Source organism: Acidovorax sp. WCS2018Noco2-16 (assembly GCF_031843945.1).
Lineage (GTDB): Bacteria > Pseudomonadota > Gammaproteobacteria > Burkholderiales > Burkholderiaceae_C > Paracidovorax.
The window spans coordinates 103704-118896 of the sequence record NZ_JAVTJJ010000006.1 but is presented as its reverse complement, the minus strand read 5'-3'; the positions used below and the strand labels follow the sequence as shown (position 1 = coordinate 118896).

General features: G+C 66.2%; 15 protein-coding genes. 13 read left to right on the top strand and 2 right to left on the bottom strand.

The window, feature by feature from the left end; translation table 11 throughout:
* The first annotated feature begins 41 nt into the window (after positions 1 to 41).
* From RQI28_RS13900 to RQI28_RS13840, 13 genes are all read left to right on the top strand, one after another.
* A complete protein-coding gene (locus tag RQI28_RS13900) occupies positions 42 to 377 on the top strand; it encodes an integration host factor subunit beta (RefSeq protein ID WP_311223909.1) in 336 nt (111 codons plus the stop codon).
* A 159-nt stretch (positions 378 to 536) separates the two neighbouring features.
* Positions 537 to 869 carry a LapA family protein gene (locus RQI28_RS13895; RefSeq protein ID WP_311223881.1) on the top strand — a complete coding sequence of 111 codons (333 nt, stop codon included), beginning with the start codon at positions 537 to 539 and terminating at the stop codon, positions 867 to 869.
* The gene (lapB, locus tag RQI28_RS13890) at positions 859 to 2016 is read left to right on the top strand and encodes a lipopolysaccharide assembly protein LapB (protein WP_311223882.1); all 1158 of its coding nucleotides are present in this window, start codon (positions 859 to 861) and stop codon (positions 2014 to 2016) included. The genes RQI28_RS13895 and lapB overlap by 11 nt, the downstream gene beginning before the upstream one ends.
* A 148-nt stretch (positions 2017 to 2164) precedes the next feature.
* Positions 2165 to 2464, top strand: coding sequence for a helix-hairpin-helix domain-containing protein (locus RQI28_RS13885; RefSeq protein WP_311223883.1), 300 nt, complete (start codon positions 2165 to 2167; stop codon positions 2462 to 2464).
* Positions 2465 to 2610: 146 nt separating this feature from the next.
* Positions 2611 to 5604 carry a monovalent cation/H+ antiporter subunit A gene (locus RQI28_RS13880; RefSeq protein WP_311223884.1) on the top strand — a complete coding sequence of 998 codons (2994 nt, stop codon included), beginning with the start codon at positions 2611 to 2613 and terminating at the stop codon, positions 5602 to 5604.
* The gene (locus tag RQI28_RS13875) at positions 5604 to 5969 is read left to right on the top strand and encodes a Na+/H+ antiporter subunit C (protein ID WP_311223885.1); all 366 of its coding nucleotides are present in this window, start codon (positions 5604 to 5606) and stop codon (positions 5967 to 5969) included. The genes RQI28_RS13880 and RQI28_RS13875 overlap by 1 nt, the downstream gene beginning before the upstream one ends.
* On the top strand, positions 5966 to 7708 hold the full coding sequence (locus RQI28_RS13870; RefSeq protein ID WP_311223886.1) for a monovalent cation/H+ antiporter subunit D: 1743 nt from the start codon (positions 5966 to 5968) through the stop codon (positions 7706 to 7708). Before RQI28_RS13875 ends, RQI28_RS13870 begins: the two co-directional genes overlap by 4 nt.
* On the top strand, positions 7705 to 8196 hold the full coding sequence (locus tag RQI28_RS13865) for a Na+/H+ antiporter subunit E (RefSeq protein WP_311223887.1): 492 nt from the start codon (positions 7705 to 7707) through the stop codon (positions 8194 to 8196). Before RQI28_RS13870 ends, RQI28_RS13865 begins: the two co-directional genes overlap by 4 nt.
* Positions 8193 to 8474, top strand: a complete 282-nt coding sequence (locus tag RQI28_RS13860) for a K+/H+ antiporter subunit F (protein ID WP_311223888.1) — start codon at positions 8193 to 8195, stop codon at positions 8472 to 8474. Before RQI28_RS13865 ends, RQI28_RS13860 begins: the two co-directional genes overlap by 4 nt.
* Positions 8471 to 8842, top strand: a complete 372-nt coding sequence (gene mnhG / locus RQI28_RS13855) for a monovalent cation/H(+) antiporter subunit G (protein WP_311223889.1) — start codon at positions 8471 to 8473, stop codon at positions 8840 to 8842. The genes RQI28_RS13860 and mnhG overlap by 4 nt, the downstream gene beginning before the upstream one ends.
* Positions 8843 to 8937: 95 nt before the next feature.
* Positions 8938 to 10791: a peptidase M14 gene (locus tag RQI28_RS13850; RefSeq protein ID WP_311223890.1), complete on the top strand. Its 1854-nt coding sequence runs from the start codon at positions 8938 to 8940 to the stop codon at positions 10789 to 10791.
* Between the two features lie 10 nt (positions 10792 to 10801).
* A complete protein-coding gene (gene crcB / locus RQI28_RS13845) occupies positions 10802 to 11191 on the top strand; it encodes a fluoride efflux transporter CrcB (RefSeq protein WP_311223891.1) in 390 nt (129 codons plus the stop codon).
* A 118-nt stretch (positions 11192 to 11309) separates the two neighbouring features.
* Positions 11310 to 12173 carry a TIGR00730 family Rossman fold protein gene (locus RQI28_RS13840; protein ID WP_311223892.1) on the top strand — a complete coding sequence of 288 codons (864 nt, stop codon included), beginning with the start codon at positions 11310 to 11312 and terminating at the stop codon, positions 12171 to 12173.
* A gap of 31 nt (positions 12174 to 12204) precedes the next feature.
* Here RQI28_RS13840 and RQI28_RS13835 read toward each other — a convergent pair whose 3' ends face one another.
* Positions 12205 to 13398 (bottom strand): MFS transporter, encoded by a 1194-nt coding sequence (locus tag RQI28_RS13835; RefSeq protein ID WP_311223893.1) that lies wholly within the window; start codon positions 13396 to 13398, stop codon positions 12205 to 12207.
* A 28-nt stretch (positions 13399 to 13426) separates the two neighbouring features.
* The gene (gene rmuC, locus RQI28_RS13830; RefSeq protein ID WP_311223910.1) at positions 13427 to 15154 is read right to left on the bottom strand and encodes a DNA recombination protein RmuC; all 1728 of its coding nucleotides are present in this window, start codon (positions 15152 to 15154) and stop codon (positions 13427 to 13429) included.
* Positions 15155 to 15193 lie beyond the last annotated feature (39 nt).

Here is a 15193-nt window from a genome sequence, read left to right as displayed (position 1 = left end):
CGGCGGGCGCTTCGGGCGCCCGCCTTCTTTTCTGGTGATACATCTCAGTCTCTGCAAAGCCTTCCATGACCCGATCAGACCTCGTCGAAGAACTGGCCGCGCGGTTCAGCCAGCTTACCCAGCGCGACGCCGAACACGCCGTCAAGACCATTCTGGATGCGGTGGGCGATGCACTGGTGCGCGGCCACCGGATCGAGATCCGGGGCTTCGGCAGTTTTTCAGTCAATCACCGCCCTCCCCGCATGGGCCGCAACCCGCGCAGCGGCGAAGCGGTGGCCATTCCGGAAAAGCGCGTGCCCCATTTCAAGCCAGGCAAAGCCTTGCGCGAAGCGGTGGACCAACGAACGGCGGAGATGAAGGATGCTTCCGGCGGCTGATGCTATCAAATTCATAGCTACTAGCGCTTATGTGTAAAGCGCTACAGGCATAAATGACCCTGATCTCTTGCAGCAGATGTTTGCATGCGAACGTTGCAGGGTACGGGCCTGTGATGCACCAAGTGCGACCGTAGAATCACCCCACCACTGGGGAGACGCATGAAATACTTTCTGTGGCTGCTCAAGGCAGCCATTTTTTTTACCCTGTTCGCCTTCGCTCTGAACAACCAGCAAGACGCCACCGTGCATTTCTTCTTCGGCACGCAATGGCGCGCGCCCCTGGTGCTGGTCGTGCTGACGGCCTTTGCCGCGGGCCTGGTCGTTGGAGTGCTGGGCATGGTGCCGCGCTGGTGGAAGCATCGCAGCGCGGCCCGCAAGGCTGGCGTTGCGGTGGAAGCGTCTGCCGGCGCTACGACTGCAGCAACTCCTGCCTCGGCTGCGCTGGTGCCCGCCGACCTCTCATCGCCACAGCCTCCATTCCATGGAATTTGATCTCAGCTGGATACTGCTCGGTTTTCCCCTGGCTTTTGGCCTGGGTTGGCTGGCGTCGCGATTCGATCTGCGCCAGTTGCGCGAGGAAAACCGACGCGCACCGAAGGCGTATTTCAAGGGCTTGAACTATCTGCTCAACGAGCAGCAGGATCAGGCCATCGATGCCTTCATCGAAGCGGTGCAGAACGACCCGGACACGTCCGAGCTGCACTTCGCACTGGGCAATCTGTTTCGCCGCCGGGGCGAATACAACCGGGCCGTACGCGTACATGAACACCTGCTGTCGCGTGGCGACCTGAGCCGCACCGACCGCGAACGGGCGCAGCATGCGCTGGCGCTCGACTTTCTGAAAGCCGGCCTGCTAGACCGCGCGGAGGACGCACTGCGCCGGCTGGAGAACACCCCTTTTGAGAACCAGGCGCGCATGGCTCTTTTGGCCATCTACGAAAGGTCACGCGACTGGCCGCAGGCCGCAGCCATCGCCTGCAAGATGCAGGGCTCGCAACAGGGCGACTTCGGCCCTCGACAGGCGCACTACCTGTGCGAGCAGGCCCTGGCCCAGGCCGCGCAAGGCGATCTGGCGGCTGCGCAAAAGCTGCTGGAATCCGCACTGGCTGCAGCGCCCAGTGCGCCCCGCGCCACCATCGAGCTGGCACGCCTGCTTCAGCGCAGGGGCGACGCTCCAGCCGCCCTGGCGGTCTTGCTGAAGCTGGCTGACGACGCCGCGGCGGCTCTGCCATTGGCGGCACCGCTGCTGGTGGAACTGGCCGGCGCTACCGGGCGCTCTGCCGAGGTGCGCGATCTGCTGCTGCGGCACTACGAACAGTTCCCGTCGCTCGATCTGCTGGAAGGCATCGTGGCGCTCGACCTGGCACCGGGCGCGCCCGAGGGGCCGGGACGCGAGTGGTATGTGCGCCATCTTGAAAAGGAACCGTCGCTGGTTGCCGCCGCCAAATGGCTGGCGACGGAAACGCTGAGCCACGAGCAGTTCCACCCGCAGATCCAGCGCGCGCTGGACTTGGCCGTCAAACCGCTCACCCGCTACCGCTGCGCCGCCTGCGGCTTCGAGGCCCGCCAGCATTTCTGGCAATGCCCGGGCTGCCAGACCTGGGACAGCTATCCAGCGCGCCGCGTCGAAGAACTCTGAAGCGCTGATCGGTTCGCGCCTCAGGCTGCCAAGGCCGCGTCGGTCAACCCCGTTGGAGCCACTGAGCTTTCAGGCTCGCGTCAGCTTGGCCTCCTACCCTGCCTGCGCAGCACCGTCGCTGCGCATCACGACAAGACAGGGAGCTTCCATGTTCAAGACCATCACCGCAATGGCAGCCATGCTTTGGGCCGCAGCCGCTTTTGCGGCCGTTGACGTCAATCAGGCGAGCGAAGCCCAGCTCGACGCCGTCAAGGGCATCGGCCCCGCTGTGTCGGGCCGCATCCTGGCCGAGCGCAGCAAGGCGCCCTTCAAGGACTGGCAAGACCTGATCACCCGGGTGCAAGGCGTCGGCCCTGGCTCTGCAGCCAAGTTTTCGGCGGAAGGTTTGACGTTGAACGGCAGCGCCTACCAATCAACACCGGCCACGCCCGCTGCAGCCAAGCGCTGAAAAACCCTTTCGCATCGCCACCGAAATCGCGTTGCCACGCGGTTTCGGTCCCTACTCAATTCAGGCGCTGGCGCACGGCCAATGGCCGTCGTCTGCTCGGGTTTTCATAGCGGCAGTGCAGGGGCTGCCCGTAGAATGGATCGGGCATGCCCCTCGTTCTTCTCATCCTTTTGCCTTTCCTCGGTAGCGTACTGGCAGCGCTACTGCCTGCCAACGCCCGCAACACCGAGTCCACCCTGGCTGGAGTGATCGCGGTGTTCTGCACCGTGCAGGTGGCGCTGTGCTTTCCGCAGGTAGCAGCGGGCGGGGTGATACGGCAGGAAATCATGTGGCTGCCCTCGCTGGGCCTGAACCTCGTCATTCGCATGGACGGGTTCGCCTGGATGTTCTGCATGCTGGTGCTGGGCATCGGCGCGCTGGTGGTGCTGTATGCGCGCTACTACATGTCGGCCGCCGATCCGGTGCCGCGCTTCTTCTCGTTCTTCCTGGCCTTCATGGGCGCCATGACCGGCGTCGTGCTGTCGGGCAACATCATCCAGCTGGCGTTCTTCTGGGAATTGACCAGCCTGTTCTCCTTCCTGCTGATCGGCTACTGGCACCACCGCAAGGACGCACGGCGCGGCGCCCGCATGGCGCTGACGGTGACCGGCACCGGTGGGCTGTGCATGCTGGCCGGCATGCTGGTGATCGGCCACATCGTCGGCAGCTACGACCTGGACCACGTGCTGGCCGCCGCCCAGCAGGTGCGCAACCACCCGCTTTATCTGACCGCACTGGTGCTGGTTCTTCTGGGCGCGTTCACCAAGAGCGCGCAGTTTCCGTTCCACTTCTGGCTGCCCAATGCCATGGCCGCGCCCACGCCGGTGTCGGCCTATCTGCACTCGGCCACCATGGTGAAGGCCGGCGTGTTTCTGCTGGCCCGCATGTGGCCGGTGCTGGGCGACACCGAAGCCTGGTTCTGGCTGGTGGGCGGCGCCGGCATGTGCACGCTGCTGATCGGCGGCTACGCGGCCATGTTCCAGCATGACCTGAAAGGTCTGCTGGCGTATTCCACCATCTCGCATCTGGGCCTGATCACCCTGCTGCTCGGACTCAACAGCCCGCTGGCGGCCGTGGCGGCGGTCTTTCACATCATGAACCACGCCACGTTCAAGGCGTCACTGTTCATGGCGGCAGGCATCATCGACCACGAGTCGGGCACCCGCGACATCCGCCGCCTGTCGGGCCTGCGCACCATGATGCCGGTGACCGCCACCCTGGCCATGGTGGCCAGTGCGTCGATGGCGGGCGTGCCCCTGCTCAACGGCTTCCTGTCCAAGGAAATGTTCTTCGCCGAGACGGTGTACATCAACGCCGCGCCCTTCATGGCCGTGGCGCTGCCGGTGGCGGCCACCATCGCAGGCATGTTCAGCGTGGCCTATTCGCTGCGCTTCATCGTCGATGTGTTCTGGGGCCCGCCTGCCACCGACCTGCCCCGCCAGCCGCACGAGCCACCGCACTGGATGCGCGTGCCGGTCGAGTTGCTGGTGCTGGCCTGCCTGGTGGTCGGCATGCTGCCCGCCTGGTCTGTGGGGCGGTTTCTGGAAGCCGCCGCGCTGCCCGTGGTGGGCGGCACCCTGCCTGAATACAGCCTGGCGATCTGGCACGGCTTCAACACGCCGCTGGTGATGAGCATCGTCGCCATGGTCGGCGGCATTGCGCTGTACCTGTTTTTGCGCTGGCAGCGGCAGGCCGGCCATGTCGATGCGCCTCCACTCATGTACCGCATCAGCGGCAAGCGCGTGTTTGAAGGCACGCTCACCCTGCTGACGCGCGCGGGCCGCACCGGCCGGGCGCTGCTGTCCACCGAGCGCCTGCAGTGGCAGATGCTCTGGCTGGTGCTGGCCACGCTGGCAGCCGGCACCATGCCGCTGTGGACGCAGGGCTTGAAGCTAGGCGACCGAGGCACGTTGCCGCTGTCGCCCACCTTCGTCGTGCTGTGGGCGCTAGGCATTGCCTGCGCCGTGGCCGGCGCCTGGCAGGCCAAGTACCACCGGCTGGCCGCGCTCACGCTGATGGGCGGGGCAGGCCTGTGCACCTGCATCACCTTTTTGTGGTTCTCTGCGCCCGACCTCGCACTGACGCAGCTGGTGGTAGAGATAGTCACTACCGTCCTGGTGCTGCTGGGCCTACGCTGGCTGCCGCGGCGCGATGAAAGCCTGCGCAGCTCCAACGTCAGCCTGAGCGTGGCGCGCGCCCGCCGCCTGCGCGACCTGCTGATCGCGGTGGCGGCCGGTGGCGGCATGGCCTGGCTGGCGTTCGCCATGATGAGCCGGCCCTTTGCGGACAGCGCTTCCACCTTCTTCCTCGAACGTGCCCTGACCGAAGGCGGCGGCACCAACGTGGTCAATGTGGTGTTAGTGGACTTCCGGGGCTTCGACACCTTCGGCGAGATCGTCGTCCTGGGCATCGTCGCTCTCACGGTGTATGCACTGCTCAGGCGCTTTCGCCCGGCACGCGAAGCCATGGACCTGCCCGAACAGCAACGCTTCCTGCCGGCGGATCTGCAGACCGACTTGCTGAACCCGCGCAACGCCCCCGACACCGCCGTGGGCTACCTGATGGTGCCCGCCGTGCTGGTGCGCCTGCTGCTGCCCTTCGCCACGCTGGTGTCGTTCTACCTGTTCATGCGGGGCCACAATGAACCGGGCGGCGGTTTCGTCGCCGGCCTGGTGATGTCCGTCGCGCTGCTGCTTCAGTACATCATCTCGGGCACGGAGTGGGTGGAAGCCCACCTGCCGCTCTACCCACGCCGCTGGATCGGCACCGGGTTGCTGTTCGCGTTCGGCACCGGCGCCGGCGCGGTCTTGATGGGCTACCCCTTCCTCACCAGCCATACCGCCCACGTCGATCTGCCGGTCATCGGAGAGATCCACATTGCCAGCGCGTTGTTCTTCGACATTGGCGTCTTCGCGCTGGTGGTCGGCTCAACCCTTCTGATCCTCACGGCCATTGCCCACCAATCGGTGCGCGGCCACCGCTACCACGCCCGCCTGATGGAAGACGCGCGCGCAGAGCGTGAAGCCGCCGTCGCGCAGGCTGCGGCCACCGCACCGCTGGACGGGACGCCGGCCTTTCCACCACCTGACGGAGCCCGTTGATGGAAATCGTCCTCGCCATTGCCATCGGGGTGTTCACCGGCTCGGGCGTCTGGCTGCTGCTGCGCCCGCGCACGTTCCAGGTCATCATGGGTTTGATGCTGCTCTCCTATGCCGTGAACCTGTTCATTTTCAGCATGGGCCGCCTGGGCCTGGCGATCGACAAGGAGCCCGTGCTGATCGCTGGCGTGCCGCAAGATCTGCTGCACTACGCTGACCCGATGCCTCAGGCCCTGGTGCTCACCGCGATCGTCATCGGCTTTGCCATGACCGCCCTCTTCCTGGTGGTGCTGCTGGCCTCGCGCGGCATTGCCGGCACCGACCATGTGGACGGCAGCCGCGCACGCGACGTGCAGGAGATGCCATGAGCAGCACGTGGAACACGCTCACCGCCTCGCTGATGCCGCATCTGATGCTGGCGCCCATCATGCTGCCGCTGGTGACGGCCGCGCTGATGCTGCTGCTGCGCGAAGAGCGCCAGCGGCTGAAGCTGGGCGTGAACATTCTGTCCACCCTGCTCGGCCTCGTCATCGCCATCGCGCTGCTTCAGTGGACGCACAAGGCGGGCGCGCCGTCGTCCATGGGCGTGTACCTGCCCGGCAACTGGCCGGCGCCCTTCGGCATCGTGCTGGTGCTCGACCGGCTCTCGGCTCTGATGCTGGTGCTGACGGGTGTAGTCGCGCTGTGTTCCATCGTCTTTTCCGCCACGCGCTGGCACCGGGCGGGGGTGCATTACCACCCGCTGTTCCAGTTTCAGCTGATGGGCCTGGCCGGCGCCTTCCTGACCGCCGACCTCTTCAATCTGTTCGTCTTCTTCGAGATCATGCTCGCCGCCTCCTATGGGCTGCTGCTGCACGGCTCCGGCCGCACGCGCATCCAGACCGGCCTGCACTACATCGCCATCAACCTGGCGGCGTCGTCGCTGTTCCTGATCGGCGCGTCGATGCTCTACGGCATCACCGGCACACTGAACATGGCCGACCTGGCGCGCAGCATTCCGCAAGTGGCCGCGGCCGACCGGGGCCTGCTGCACGCAGCGTCGGGCATCCTCGCGACCGCCTTCCTGATCAAGGCCGCGGTCTGGCCGCTCAACTTCTGGCTGGTGCCGGCGTACAGCGCCGCCACCGCGCCGGTGGGCGCGCTGTTCGCGCTGATGACCAAGGTCGGCATCTATACCCTGCTGCGCCTGTGGACGCTGATGTTCAGCAGCGAAGCCGGCGCCTCGGCACTTTTCGGTGGCCTGTGGCTGATTGGCGGCGGCCTCATCACAATGGCCTTCGGGGCCATCGGCATGATGGGTTCTCAGCGCCTCACCAACCTGGCGGGCCACGCCGCCTTGCTGTCGTCCGGCACGCTGCTTGCAGCCCTGGGGTTCGGGCAGAACGTGCTGACTGCCGGGCTGCTCTTCTACCTGCCTAGCTCCGTGATGGCCGTCAGTGCGCTCTTCCTGCTGGCCGACCTGATCGACCGCTGGCGCAACGACGGCGCCTCACTGGCGCCCTACGAAACCGATGGCGATGCGCCCTTTCTCAACGCACAGTTGCTGCCGACCACCGCGCACAATCTGGACGAGGATGAAGTCGTGCTGATCGGCCGGGTCATCCCAGCGGCGGCCGCCTTCCTCGGACTCGCGTTCCTGGCCTGCACGCTGGTGATTGCCGGGCTGCCGCCGCTGTCGGGCTTTGTCGGAAAATTCGCCATGCTGACCGCCCTGTTGAACCCGCTTGGCTTGGGATCGTCCGCGGGCAATCAACCCGGCGCACCCGGCTGGATGCTGATCGCTTTGCTCATCGCCACGGGGCTGGTCGCGCTGATTGCGCTGACCCGCGCCGGCATCAATCACTTCTGGGCCAGCCACGACCGGCCCACGCCGCAACTGCGGGTAGCCGAAGGCTTGCCCATCGCCGTGCTGCTGTCCGCCTGCGTGGTGCTGACGGTGCAGGCCGACAGCGTCATGCGCTTCATGCAAGCCACGGCCAATTCCCTGCACGCGCCGTCCACCTATGTACGGGCCGTGATGTCCGCCAAGCCCGCGCCCGGTCCGGTCACCACGGGCACGCCGGCCTCCACGCCCGACGCCACGCGTATCCCAGGAGCAGCGCAATGATCCGCCGCATCTTTCCCGCTCCGCTGCTGTCGGTCGCGCTCTTCGGCGTGTGGCTGCTGCTGAACCGGTCTCTCAGCGCAGGCCATATCGTGCTGGCGCTGTTGGTTGCGGTGGTCATTCCCGTGATCACCCGCGGATTGCGGCCGCTGCCGGTACGCATCCGCAAGCCGGGCACCGTGCTGCGGCTGGCAGTTGCGGTGATCGTGGACACGTCCATTTCCAACCTCGTGGTGTCGCGCTTTCTGGCGTTCAAGCACATGCGCAAGCACCCCTCGGGCTTCGTTCACATTCCTCTGGAACTGCGCGATCCCAACGCCCTGGCCGTGCTGGCGGTCATCGTCTGCATGACGCCTGGAACGTCGTGGGCCGAACTGTCGCTGGACCGGTCCGTTCTGCTGCTGCACGCACTCGAGGTCGGCGACCCGCAGGCCCTGATCGACCACATCAAAACGCGCTACGAGCGCCCCCTGATGGAGATCTTCGAATGACCAGCCCGGTGCTTTCCTGGGCCCTGCCCATCGCGCTATTCATTTTGGCGCTGGCCATGGCGTGCTGCCTGATCCGCGTGATACGCGGGCCGTCTGCGCAAGACCGCGTGCTGGCGTTGGACTGCACCTACCTCAACGGCATGCTGATGATGCTGGTGCTGGGCATCTACTACGGCAGTACCAACTACTTCGAGGCGGCATTGTTGATCGCGCTGCTGGGCTTCGTCAGTTCCACTGCCATGGCCAAATTCCTGCTGCGCGGGGAGGTGATCGAATGACGACAGGCAGCTTGCCGCTCTGGGCGGAAATCACCATCGCCTTGCTGGTGCTGGCCGGCTCGGTCATCGCACTGCTGGGCTCGCTGGGCCTGTTGCGGCTGAAGACGTATTTCGAGCGCGTGCACGCGCCATCAGTCATTGCCACCATGGGCTGCTGGTGCATCATGCATGGCACGCTGCTGTACTTCTCGATGCAGGGCGGCGGGCTGGCCATCCACGCACTGCTGATCGCACTCTTCATCGGCATCACCGTGCCGGTGACCACCATCTTCCTGATGCGCGCGGCGCTGTTCCGCGCGCGCCGCACCGGCAAGGACGTGCCGCCCAGCCTCAGCCGCGTCGTGGCCAGCGAAGAGCGCGACTCCTGAATCGCCGAAACGCCGCCCTGCTTTCATCTGCTATTTAATTCATAGCTATCAGCGCTTGATACATAAGCGCTACAGGCATATTGGAGCCTGAATTCATGGCCCAGCTTCCCGTTTTAGACGAACACGTCCTGCTGGACGCCACCGTGCCCCGCACGCTGCATGAATGGCTCGCACGCTTCAGTCGCCCGGAATGGGCGGGCGTGTATCTGGAAGGCTGGCTGTTCGAAGACGCCGACAGCCGGCGCGCAGCAGAACGCCAGCTGGCTGCAGCCGGCGTGCACGCCCGCCTGCACAGTGCCTACAAGCCACTGGTGCACTACTTTCTCGAGTCGGTTGATCGTCCGCAGATAGAGCGCGCCGCGGTGCGCTTCCCGCGTGTCAGCCCCGGTGCCGAGCGCCGCTTTGCCTTGGAGGCCTATCCCCTGGCAGCGCTGTTGCCCGAAGGCGCGCTGCAGCTGGAAATGGGAGACGCCTGCGACCAGCCCGCGGGGCTGCATTACGACGTGCAATTTGCATTCAAGGACGGCAGCAGCCAAGCGCACCGCGTGTTTGCGCCCAACCGCCCGCATGCCGACCTGATCGGGCAGCCGCAGTGGTCGCCCGCCGGGTGGCTGCGCGCAGGCACCGCGCCAGGTGCGGCCGACCGGCTCGACACCCCCGTACTGACCGACTACGAACAGCTCTTCGCCCATGTGATGCACACCGTGCAGTCGCATGCCTGGGGAGCGCAGGAGCCCTACTTCGAACGTTTAAGCATCCGCATTGATACGCCGGGCATGGAACATGCGCTGCCCGCCGCCGACGAGCGCTTTAGCACGCACGAGGCGCTGCACGAAGACCTGTACTTCTCCCTGCTCGAATTCTTCCAGCGGCACTCCGGCCGGCCTGCCGGCGACCGCCGTCTGCAGCCGGGCCAGATCGTGCCCGACGTGCGCGCCCTGCCTGCCTCCAGCGGTGCGCCCCGCGTGCGCATCGCCCTGCAGCCCTTCGATGTGTGCACGCAAGATGCCGCCGCGTGGCCTGATGCCGATGCACCGGATGAGCCGCTGCACGCACTCACCCAGGCGCCTTCGCCCAAGCGCATTCACGCTGTGCTGGACGCGCTGGTCGGACCTGCCACGCAGCGTTCTACAGCCTCATCGCTCCAGAGCCGCACCGTGCAAGTGCTCTACCAGCCGGGCAGCGACGCACCGGTTCTCATCAGCGCAGCGCAGCATGCGAACGAAACCTCGGGCCTGGTCGGAGCGCTACGTGCAGCCGAGGCCCTGCGGCGCCAGCCCGGCGCTCACTTCGCCCTGATCGCGCTGGAAAACCCTGACGGCTACGCGCTGCACCGCGAACTGTGCGCGCAGCACCCGCACCATATGCACCACGCGGCGCGCTACAGCGCTCTGGGCGACGACATCGAATACCGCGAAACGGCGCCGCTGTACGAACGCACGGCGCGCGAACAGGCGCTGGCGCTGTCCGGCGCAGGCCTGCACATCAACCTGCACGGCTACCCGGCACATGAATGGACACGGCCCCTGACCGGCTACGTGCCGCGCGGCTTCGAACACTGGATGCTGCCAAAGGGCTTCTTCCTGATCCTGCGGCACCACGCGGGCCGCCAGCAGCAGGCACGCGCGCTACTGGAAGCCGTCACCGCCACGCTGCGCGACGTGCCGGGCCTGGCTGAATTCAATGCGCGGCAGATGGCGCTATATGAAAAGCATGCCGGGCCGATTCCCTTCGAGGCCCTGCACGGCTTCGCATTCACGGTGACCGAGAACCCGCGCGATGCGCCGGTCACGCTGATCACCGAATTCCCGGACGAAACGGTGCACGGCGACGCCTTCCGCTTCGCGCATACCGTACAGATGCACACCACGCTGGCCGCTGTGGCCGCGTGGCAGCGCATTGCGGTTGCAGCGGGCGAGGTGGCCCAACCGGCCGGCACACCGCGTTAGCATCGCGGCGATGCACGCAGTCTTCGCCATTTCCGTCGGCTCTCTTGTGGGCGCCTTGCTGCGCTGGCGATTGGGCCTGTGGCTCAGCAGCGGCGCCGTGCTGCTGCCCTGGGGCACGCTGGCGGCCAACCTCATCGGCGGCTACCTGATCGGCATCTGCATCGGCGTCTTCCAGCATTTGCCGCAACTCGATCCGCTCTGGCGCCTGCTGCTGGTGACCGGCTTTCTGGGCGGGCTGACCACCTTCTCCAGCTTCTCGGCCGAAGTCGTCACCATGATGATGCAGGCGCGCTGGCTGCTGGCCGCCGGCACCGTGCTGCTGCATGTGTGCGGCTCGCTCCTGCTGACCTGGGTGGGCGTGCAGACCGTGACTGCACTGTGGCCCATCCTGCGCGGCTGATGCACCACCGAAGGCATGACCACCAAGATGCTATTATTTCAATAGCTGCCAGCGCTTTATGGATAAGCGCTGGAGCCCGATTTCACTCAAAACCCCATTTTCTTGCTGCCCTGACTCCATGGAAACCACCAACGACCTGAAAGACAGCCACCTGGCCGATGCCTGGGCCACGCTGCAGAACCACGCCGTCGAAGGCAACCCGCTGCATGCCGATGCCTACCGGCTGGCCTTTGCCGACCCCGAATTTTTGCTGCGACGCGAAACGCGTGGCATCCGGTTTCAACTGGAGATGCTCAAGCCCGACCTGGGCCAGACCGCGCAGGGCATCGAGAACACCGTGGTCGTCTACGGCAGCGCCCGCTTCGTCGCGCCCGACGAAGCCCAGGTGCAGCTGGAGTCGGCCGAGGCCAGCGGCGACGCCACACGCATCGCCCGCGCCAAGCTCGGGGTGAAGAACGCCGTCTACTACGACCTGGCCCGCCAGTTCACCCGCATCGTGGCCGAACACAGCGAGACGCAGCCGCCAGCAGAGCGCATCTACGTGTGCACCGGCGGCGGCCCCGGCATCATGGAAGCGGCCAACCGCGGCGCCCATGACGTCGGCGCTCTGAACGTGGGCCTGAACATTGCCCTGCCGCACGAACAGAGCGGCAATCGCTTCATCTCGCCATCACTGAGCTACAAGTTCCACTACTTCGCGCTGCGCAAGATGCATTTCATGATGCGCGCCAAGGCGCTGGTCGCATTCCCTGGCGGCTTTGGCACGCTGGACGAGCTGTTCGAAGTGCTGACCCTTGTGCAGACCGGCAAGGCCAAGCCCGTGCCCATCGTGCTGTTCGGCACGTCGTTCTGGAAGAAGGTGATGAACTTTGAAGCGCTGGTGGAGCAAGGCACCATTTCAGAGGCCGACCTGAAGCTCTTCCACTACACCGACGTGCCCCAGGAAGCGTGGGACATCATCAAGGCGTTCTACAAGCTCTGAAGTCCTCTGGCCTGCGCTGGATTCTTCCGCGTCAGTGCTGCGGCGCGGTCGGCGCGTCGCCCATGCGCCACGCCAGCCGGGCGCCCCCGCCCACCGTGGCGCCCACCACCCAGAACAAGCCTGCCACCCCAATCAACGCACCGGCCGTGCCGAACAGCACCGGCATCACCACGCTCGATGCGTTGATCGCCATCAGCCGCAGGCCCAGTGCCTCGCCATGCCGGTCAGGTGGCGTGATCTGGTGCAGCAGGCTCATGACCATGGGTTGCACCGAGCCCAGCGACAGCCCCAGCAACACCGAGCACAGGCCCAGCGCCCAAGCCGTGGACAGCAACGGGTAGATGGCGAACAGCACTGCTGTGGCCAGCATCGCGCCGGCCACCACCACCGATTCCTTCAGCCGCGCTGCGACCAGCGGCATCAGCAGCCGGATCAGCGCCGCCGCGATGGCAAAGCCCCCCAGGATGGTGCCGATGACCGAGGCCGACAGCCCGCGTTCATGGCCCAGCAGCGGCACCACGAAGGTGTGCACGTCCCAGCACGATGACAGAAGCCAGTTCACCAGCAGCAGGCGCCGAAAGCCCGGATCGGCCATCAAGTCCCAGGCCCGGGCGCGCTTGCCGCCGGCTGCGGCGATCACGGGCGGCAACTCCACCGTGGCACGCACCCAAAACCAGGTGGCCAGCGGCAGCACGGCCATTAGCGCAAAGGCGGCGCGGTAACCCGCCGTGCTGCCTGCGCCCTCGCCCACCAGCGCGCCGGCGTGGTCGATCAGCAGGCCCGCGCTGAACGGCCCGAGGAAATTGGACACCGCCGGCCCGATGGCCAGCCAGCTGAACACCTGCCGCAATTGCGTGGCGTCGCGCGTGGCGCGGCCCACGTGGCGCTGCAACGCGATCACCGCCGCGCCCGAGGCACCGCCCGTCATCAGCGCGGCCAGGCACAGCACCGGAAAGATGGGAAACGCCAGCGCGAGCCCCGCCCCCGCCGACGCCAGCACCACCGCGTGGCGCACCGGGCGTTTCAGGCCATGCCGGTCCGCATAGCGTCCGGCGGGCAGCGCCAGAAACACCTGCGTCAGCGCAAAGAGCGCCAGCAGCACGCCCACCGCCGCGGCGCTGTAGCCCTCGCGCAGCGCCAGCAGCGGCGCCGCCATGCGCATGCCTGCCATGCAGGCGTGAATGCAGATCTGGCCGGCGATCAGGCGCGCCAGCGCGACGTTCATGGCATGGCCCGGTTAACGCGCGAGCGGCTCATTCGCCCTCGTCATCCAAGCTCGCCTGCACCGGTACGGGCGGCACCGGCAACGCCGTGCCGGCCGCCGTGGAGGCGGTGGGCGCGGGCAACTCCTGCACGTCGCGCAGCTTGCGCTGGATGGCGCGCGTGCGCACGCCCACGTCGTCGAAGCGCTTGGCGGCCGCATCGATGGATTTTTTGGCGGCCTCGACGATCTCGCCGAATTTGGAAAACTCGGTCTTCACCGAACCCAGCACGCCCCACACCTCGGACGAGCGCTTCTCGATCGCCAGCGTCTTGAAGCCCATCTGCAAGCTGCTGAGCATGGCCGCCAGGTTGGCAGGGCCGGTGATCATCACGCGACAATCGTTCTGCACGGCTTCTACCAGCCCGGGCCGGCGAATCACCTCGGCAAAGAGGCCTTCGGTGGGCAAATACAGCACGGCGAAGTCGGTGGTATGCGGCGGCGAGACGTACTTGCTGAAGATCTTCTTGGCTTCGAGCTTGATCGATGTTTCGAACGCGTTGCCGGCCGAGAGAATGGTCGGTTTGTCAGCGGCGTCCTGTGCGTCCAGCAGGCGCTGGTATTGCTCGACCGGGTATTTGGAATCGATGGGCAGCCACACTGGCTGGTCGTCGCCCCGGCCCGGCAGGCGAATGGCGAATTCCACCAGATCGTCGCTGCCCGGAACGGCCTTCACGTTGCGGGCGAACTGGTCGGGCGTGAGCACGTTCTCGATGATCGCGCCCAGCTGCATTTCGCCCCAGGTGCCGCGCGTCTTCACGTTGGTCATCACACGCTTCAAGTCGCCCACGCTGCCGGCCAGCGTCTGCATCTCGCCCAGGCCCTTGTGCACCTGCTCCAGCCGGTCGCTGACCAGCTTGAACGATTCGCCCAGGCGCTGCTCCAGCGTGGCGTGCAGCTTTTCGTCCACCGTGCGGCGCATTTCTTCGAGCTTGGCGGTGTTGTCGGCCTGGATGGCCGCCAGCCGTTCGTTGAGCGCCGTGCGCAGCGCCTCGGCGTGGTGCTGACTGCCCTGCGCCATGCCTGCGAGCTGCTGCGACACCGCGTCCTGCAGCACCGCGAACTGGTTGCGAATCTGCTGGCCGTTGGCTTCGAGCTGGTCTTTCAGCGCGGTGGACACGGCCCCCAGCTGCGCGTGGATGTCGCTCTTGAGCGAATCGAGCGTGCCGCGCGTGGCGTGGGTGAGCGCCTCGAAGCGTTCCTGAATGCGCTGCTCGAACAGCTTGGCGCTTTCGGCCATGGCTTCGCGCGATCGACCGCTGTCGGCCACCAGCGTCTGCGCGGTGTGCGTGAGTTCGGCGCGAAAGCTGGCCAGCGCCTCGGACAGCTCCTTGCGCGCGGCGGCAGCATCGGCCTGGGCCAGCGCCAGGCGCTGCTCCAGCTTGCCTTCAAAGGCACCGAACGCGGCCAGCAGCTCGGCCCGGCCGTTGCGCGATTCGGCAACGGCCTGCGCCAGGCGTTCGTCGATGGCGCCGCGCAGGCTCTCCAGCGTGCCCTGCGTAGTATGGGTGAAACCGCGCAGCTGCTGGCCCATGCCGTCGATCGCGCCATCGGTCTTGGCCACGGCCAGCTGTGTGGACTGCGCGGTACGTTCCAGCGCCTGCAGGCGCTGAAGCCATTCAGGGGGCAAGTCCACGCGTGAGCGGCGCACCAGCAGCCAGCCCAGCAGCACGGCGATCAGCACCAGCAAGGCCAGTACGGCAAACATCTCCATCGTCATCCAGTCGGTCACTCTTTCATCATCAACTTACTATCAAAT

Excerpts from the sequence above, each read along its gene's own strand:
- RQI28_RS13850 (WP_311223890.1), top strand. The coding sequence starts at position 8,938 with ATGGCCCAGCTTCCCGTTTTAGACGAACACGTCCTGCTGGACGCCACC.
- RQI28_RS13865 (WP_311223887.1), top strand. The coding sequence starts at position 7,705 with ATGATCCGCCGCATCTTTCCCGCTCCGCTGCTGTCGGTCGCGCTCTTC.
- RQI28_RS13840 (WP_311223892.1), top strand. The coding sequence starts at position 11,310 with ATGGAAACCACCAACGACCTGAAAGACAGCCACCTGGCCGATGCCTGG.
- RQI28_RS13880 (WP_311223884.1), top strand. The coding sequence starts at position 2,611 with ATGCCCCTCGTTCTTCTCATCCTTTTGCCTTTCCTCGGTAGCGTACTG.
- lapB (WP_311223882.1), top strand. The coding sequence starts at position 859 with ATGGAATTTGATCTCAGCTGGATACTGCTCGGTTTTCCCCTGGCTTTT.
- crcB (WP_311223891.1), top strand. The coding sequence starts at position 10,802 with ATGCACGCAGTCTTCGCCATTTCCGTCGGCTCTCTTGTGGGCGCCTTG.
- RQI28_RS13875 (WP_311223885.1), top strand. The coding sequence starts at position 5,604 with ATGGAAATCGTCCTCGCCATTGCCATCGGGGTGTTCACCGGCTCGGGC.
- RQI28_RS13885 (WP_311223883.1), top strand. The coding sequence starts at position 2,165 with ATGTTCAAGACCATCACCGCAATGGCAGCCATGCTTTGGGCCGCAGCC.
- RQI28_RS13860 (WP_311223888.1), top strand. The coding sequence starts at position 8,193 with ATGACCAGCCCGGTGCTTTCCTGGGCCCTGCCCATCGCGCTATTCATT.
- RQI28_RS13835 (WP_311223893.1), bottom strand. The coding sequence starts at position 13,398 with ATGAACGTCGCGCTGGCGCGCCTGATCGCCGGCCAGATCTGCATTCAC.
- RQI28_RS13870 (WP_311223886.1), top strand. The coding sequence starts at position 5,966 with ATGAGCAGCACGTGGAACACGCTCACCGCCTCGCTGATGCCGCATCTG.
- RQI28_RS13895 (WP_311223881.1), top strand. The coding sequence starts at position 537 with ATGAAATACTTTCTGTGGCTGCTCAAGGCAGCCATTTTTTTTACCCTG.
- mnhG (WP_311223889.1), top strand. The coding sequence starts at position 8,471 with ATGACGACAGGCAGCTTGCCGCTCTGGGCGGAAATCACCATCGCCTTG.
- rmuC (WP_311223910.1), bottom strand. The coding sequence starts at position 15,154 with ATGACGATGGAGATGTTTGCCGTACTGGCCTTGCTGGTGCTGATCGCC.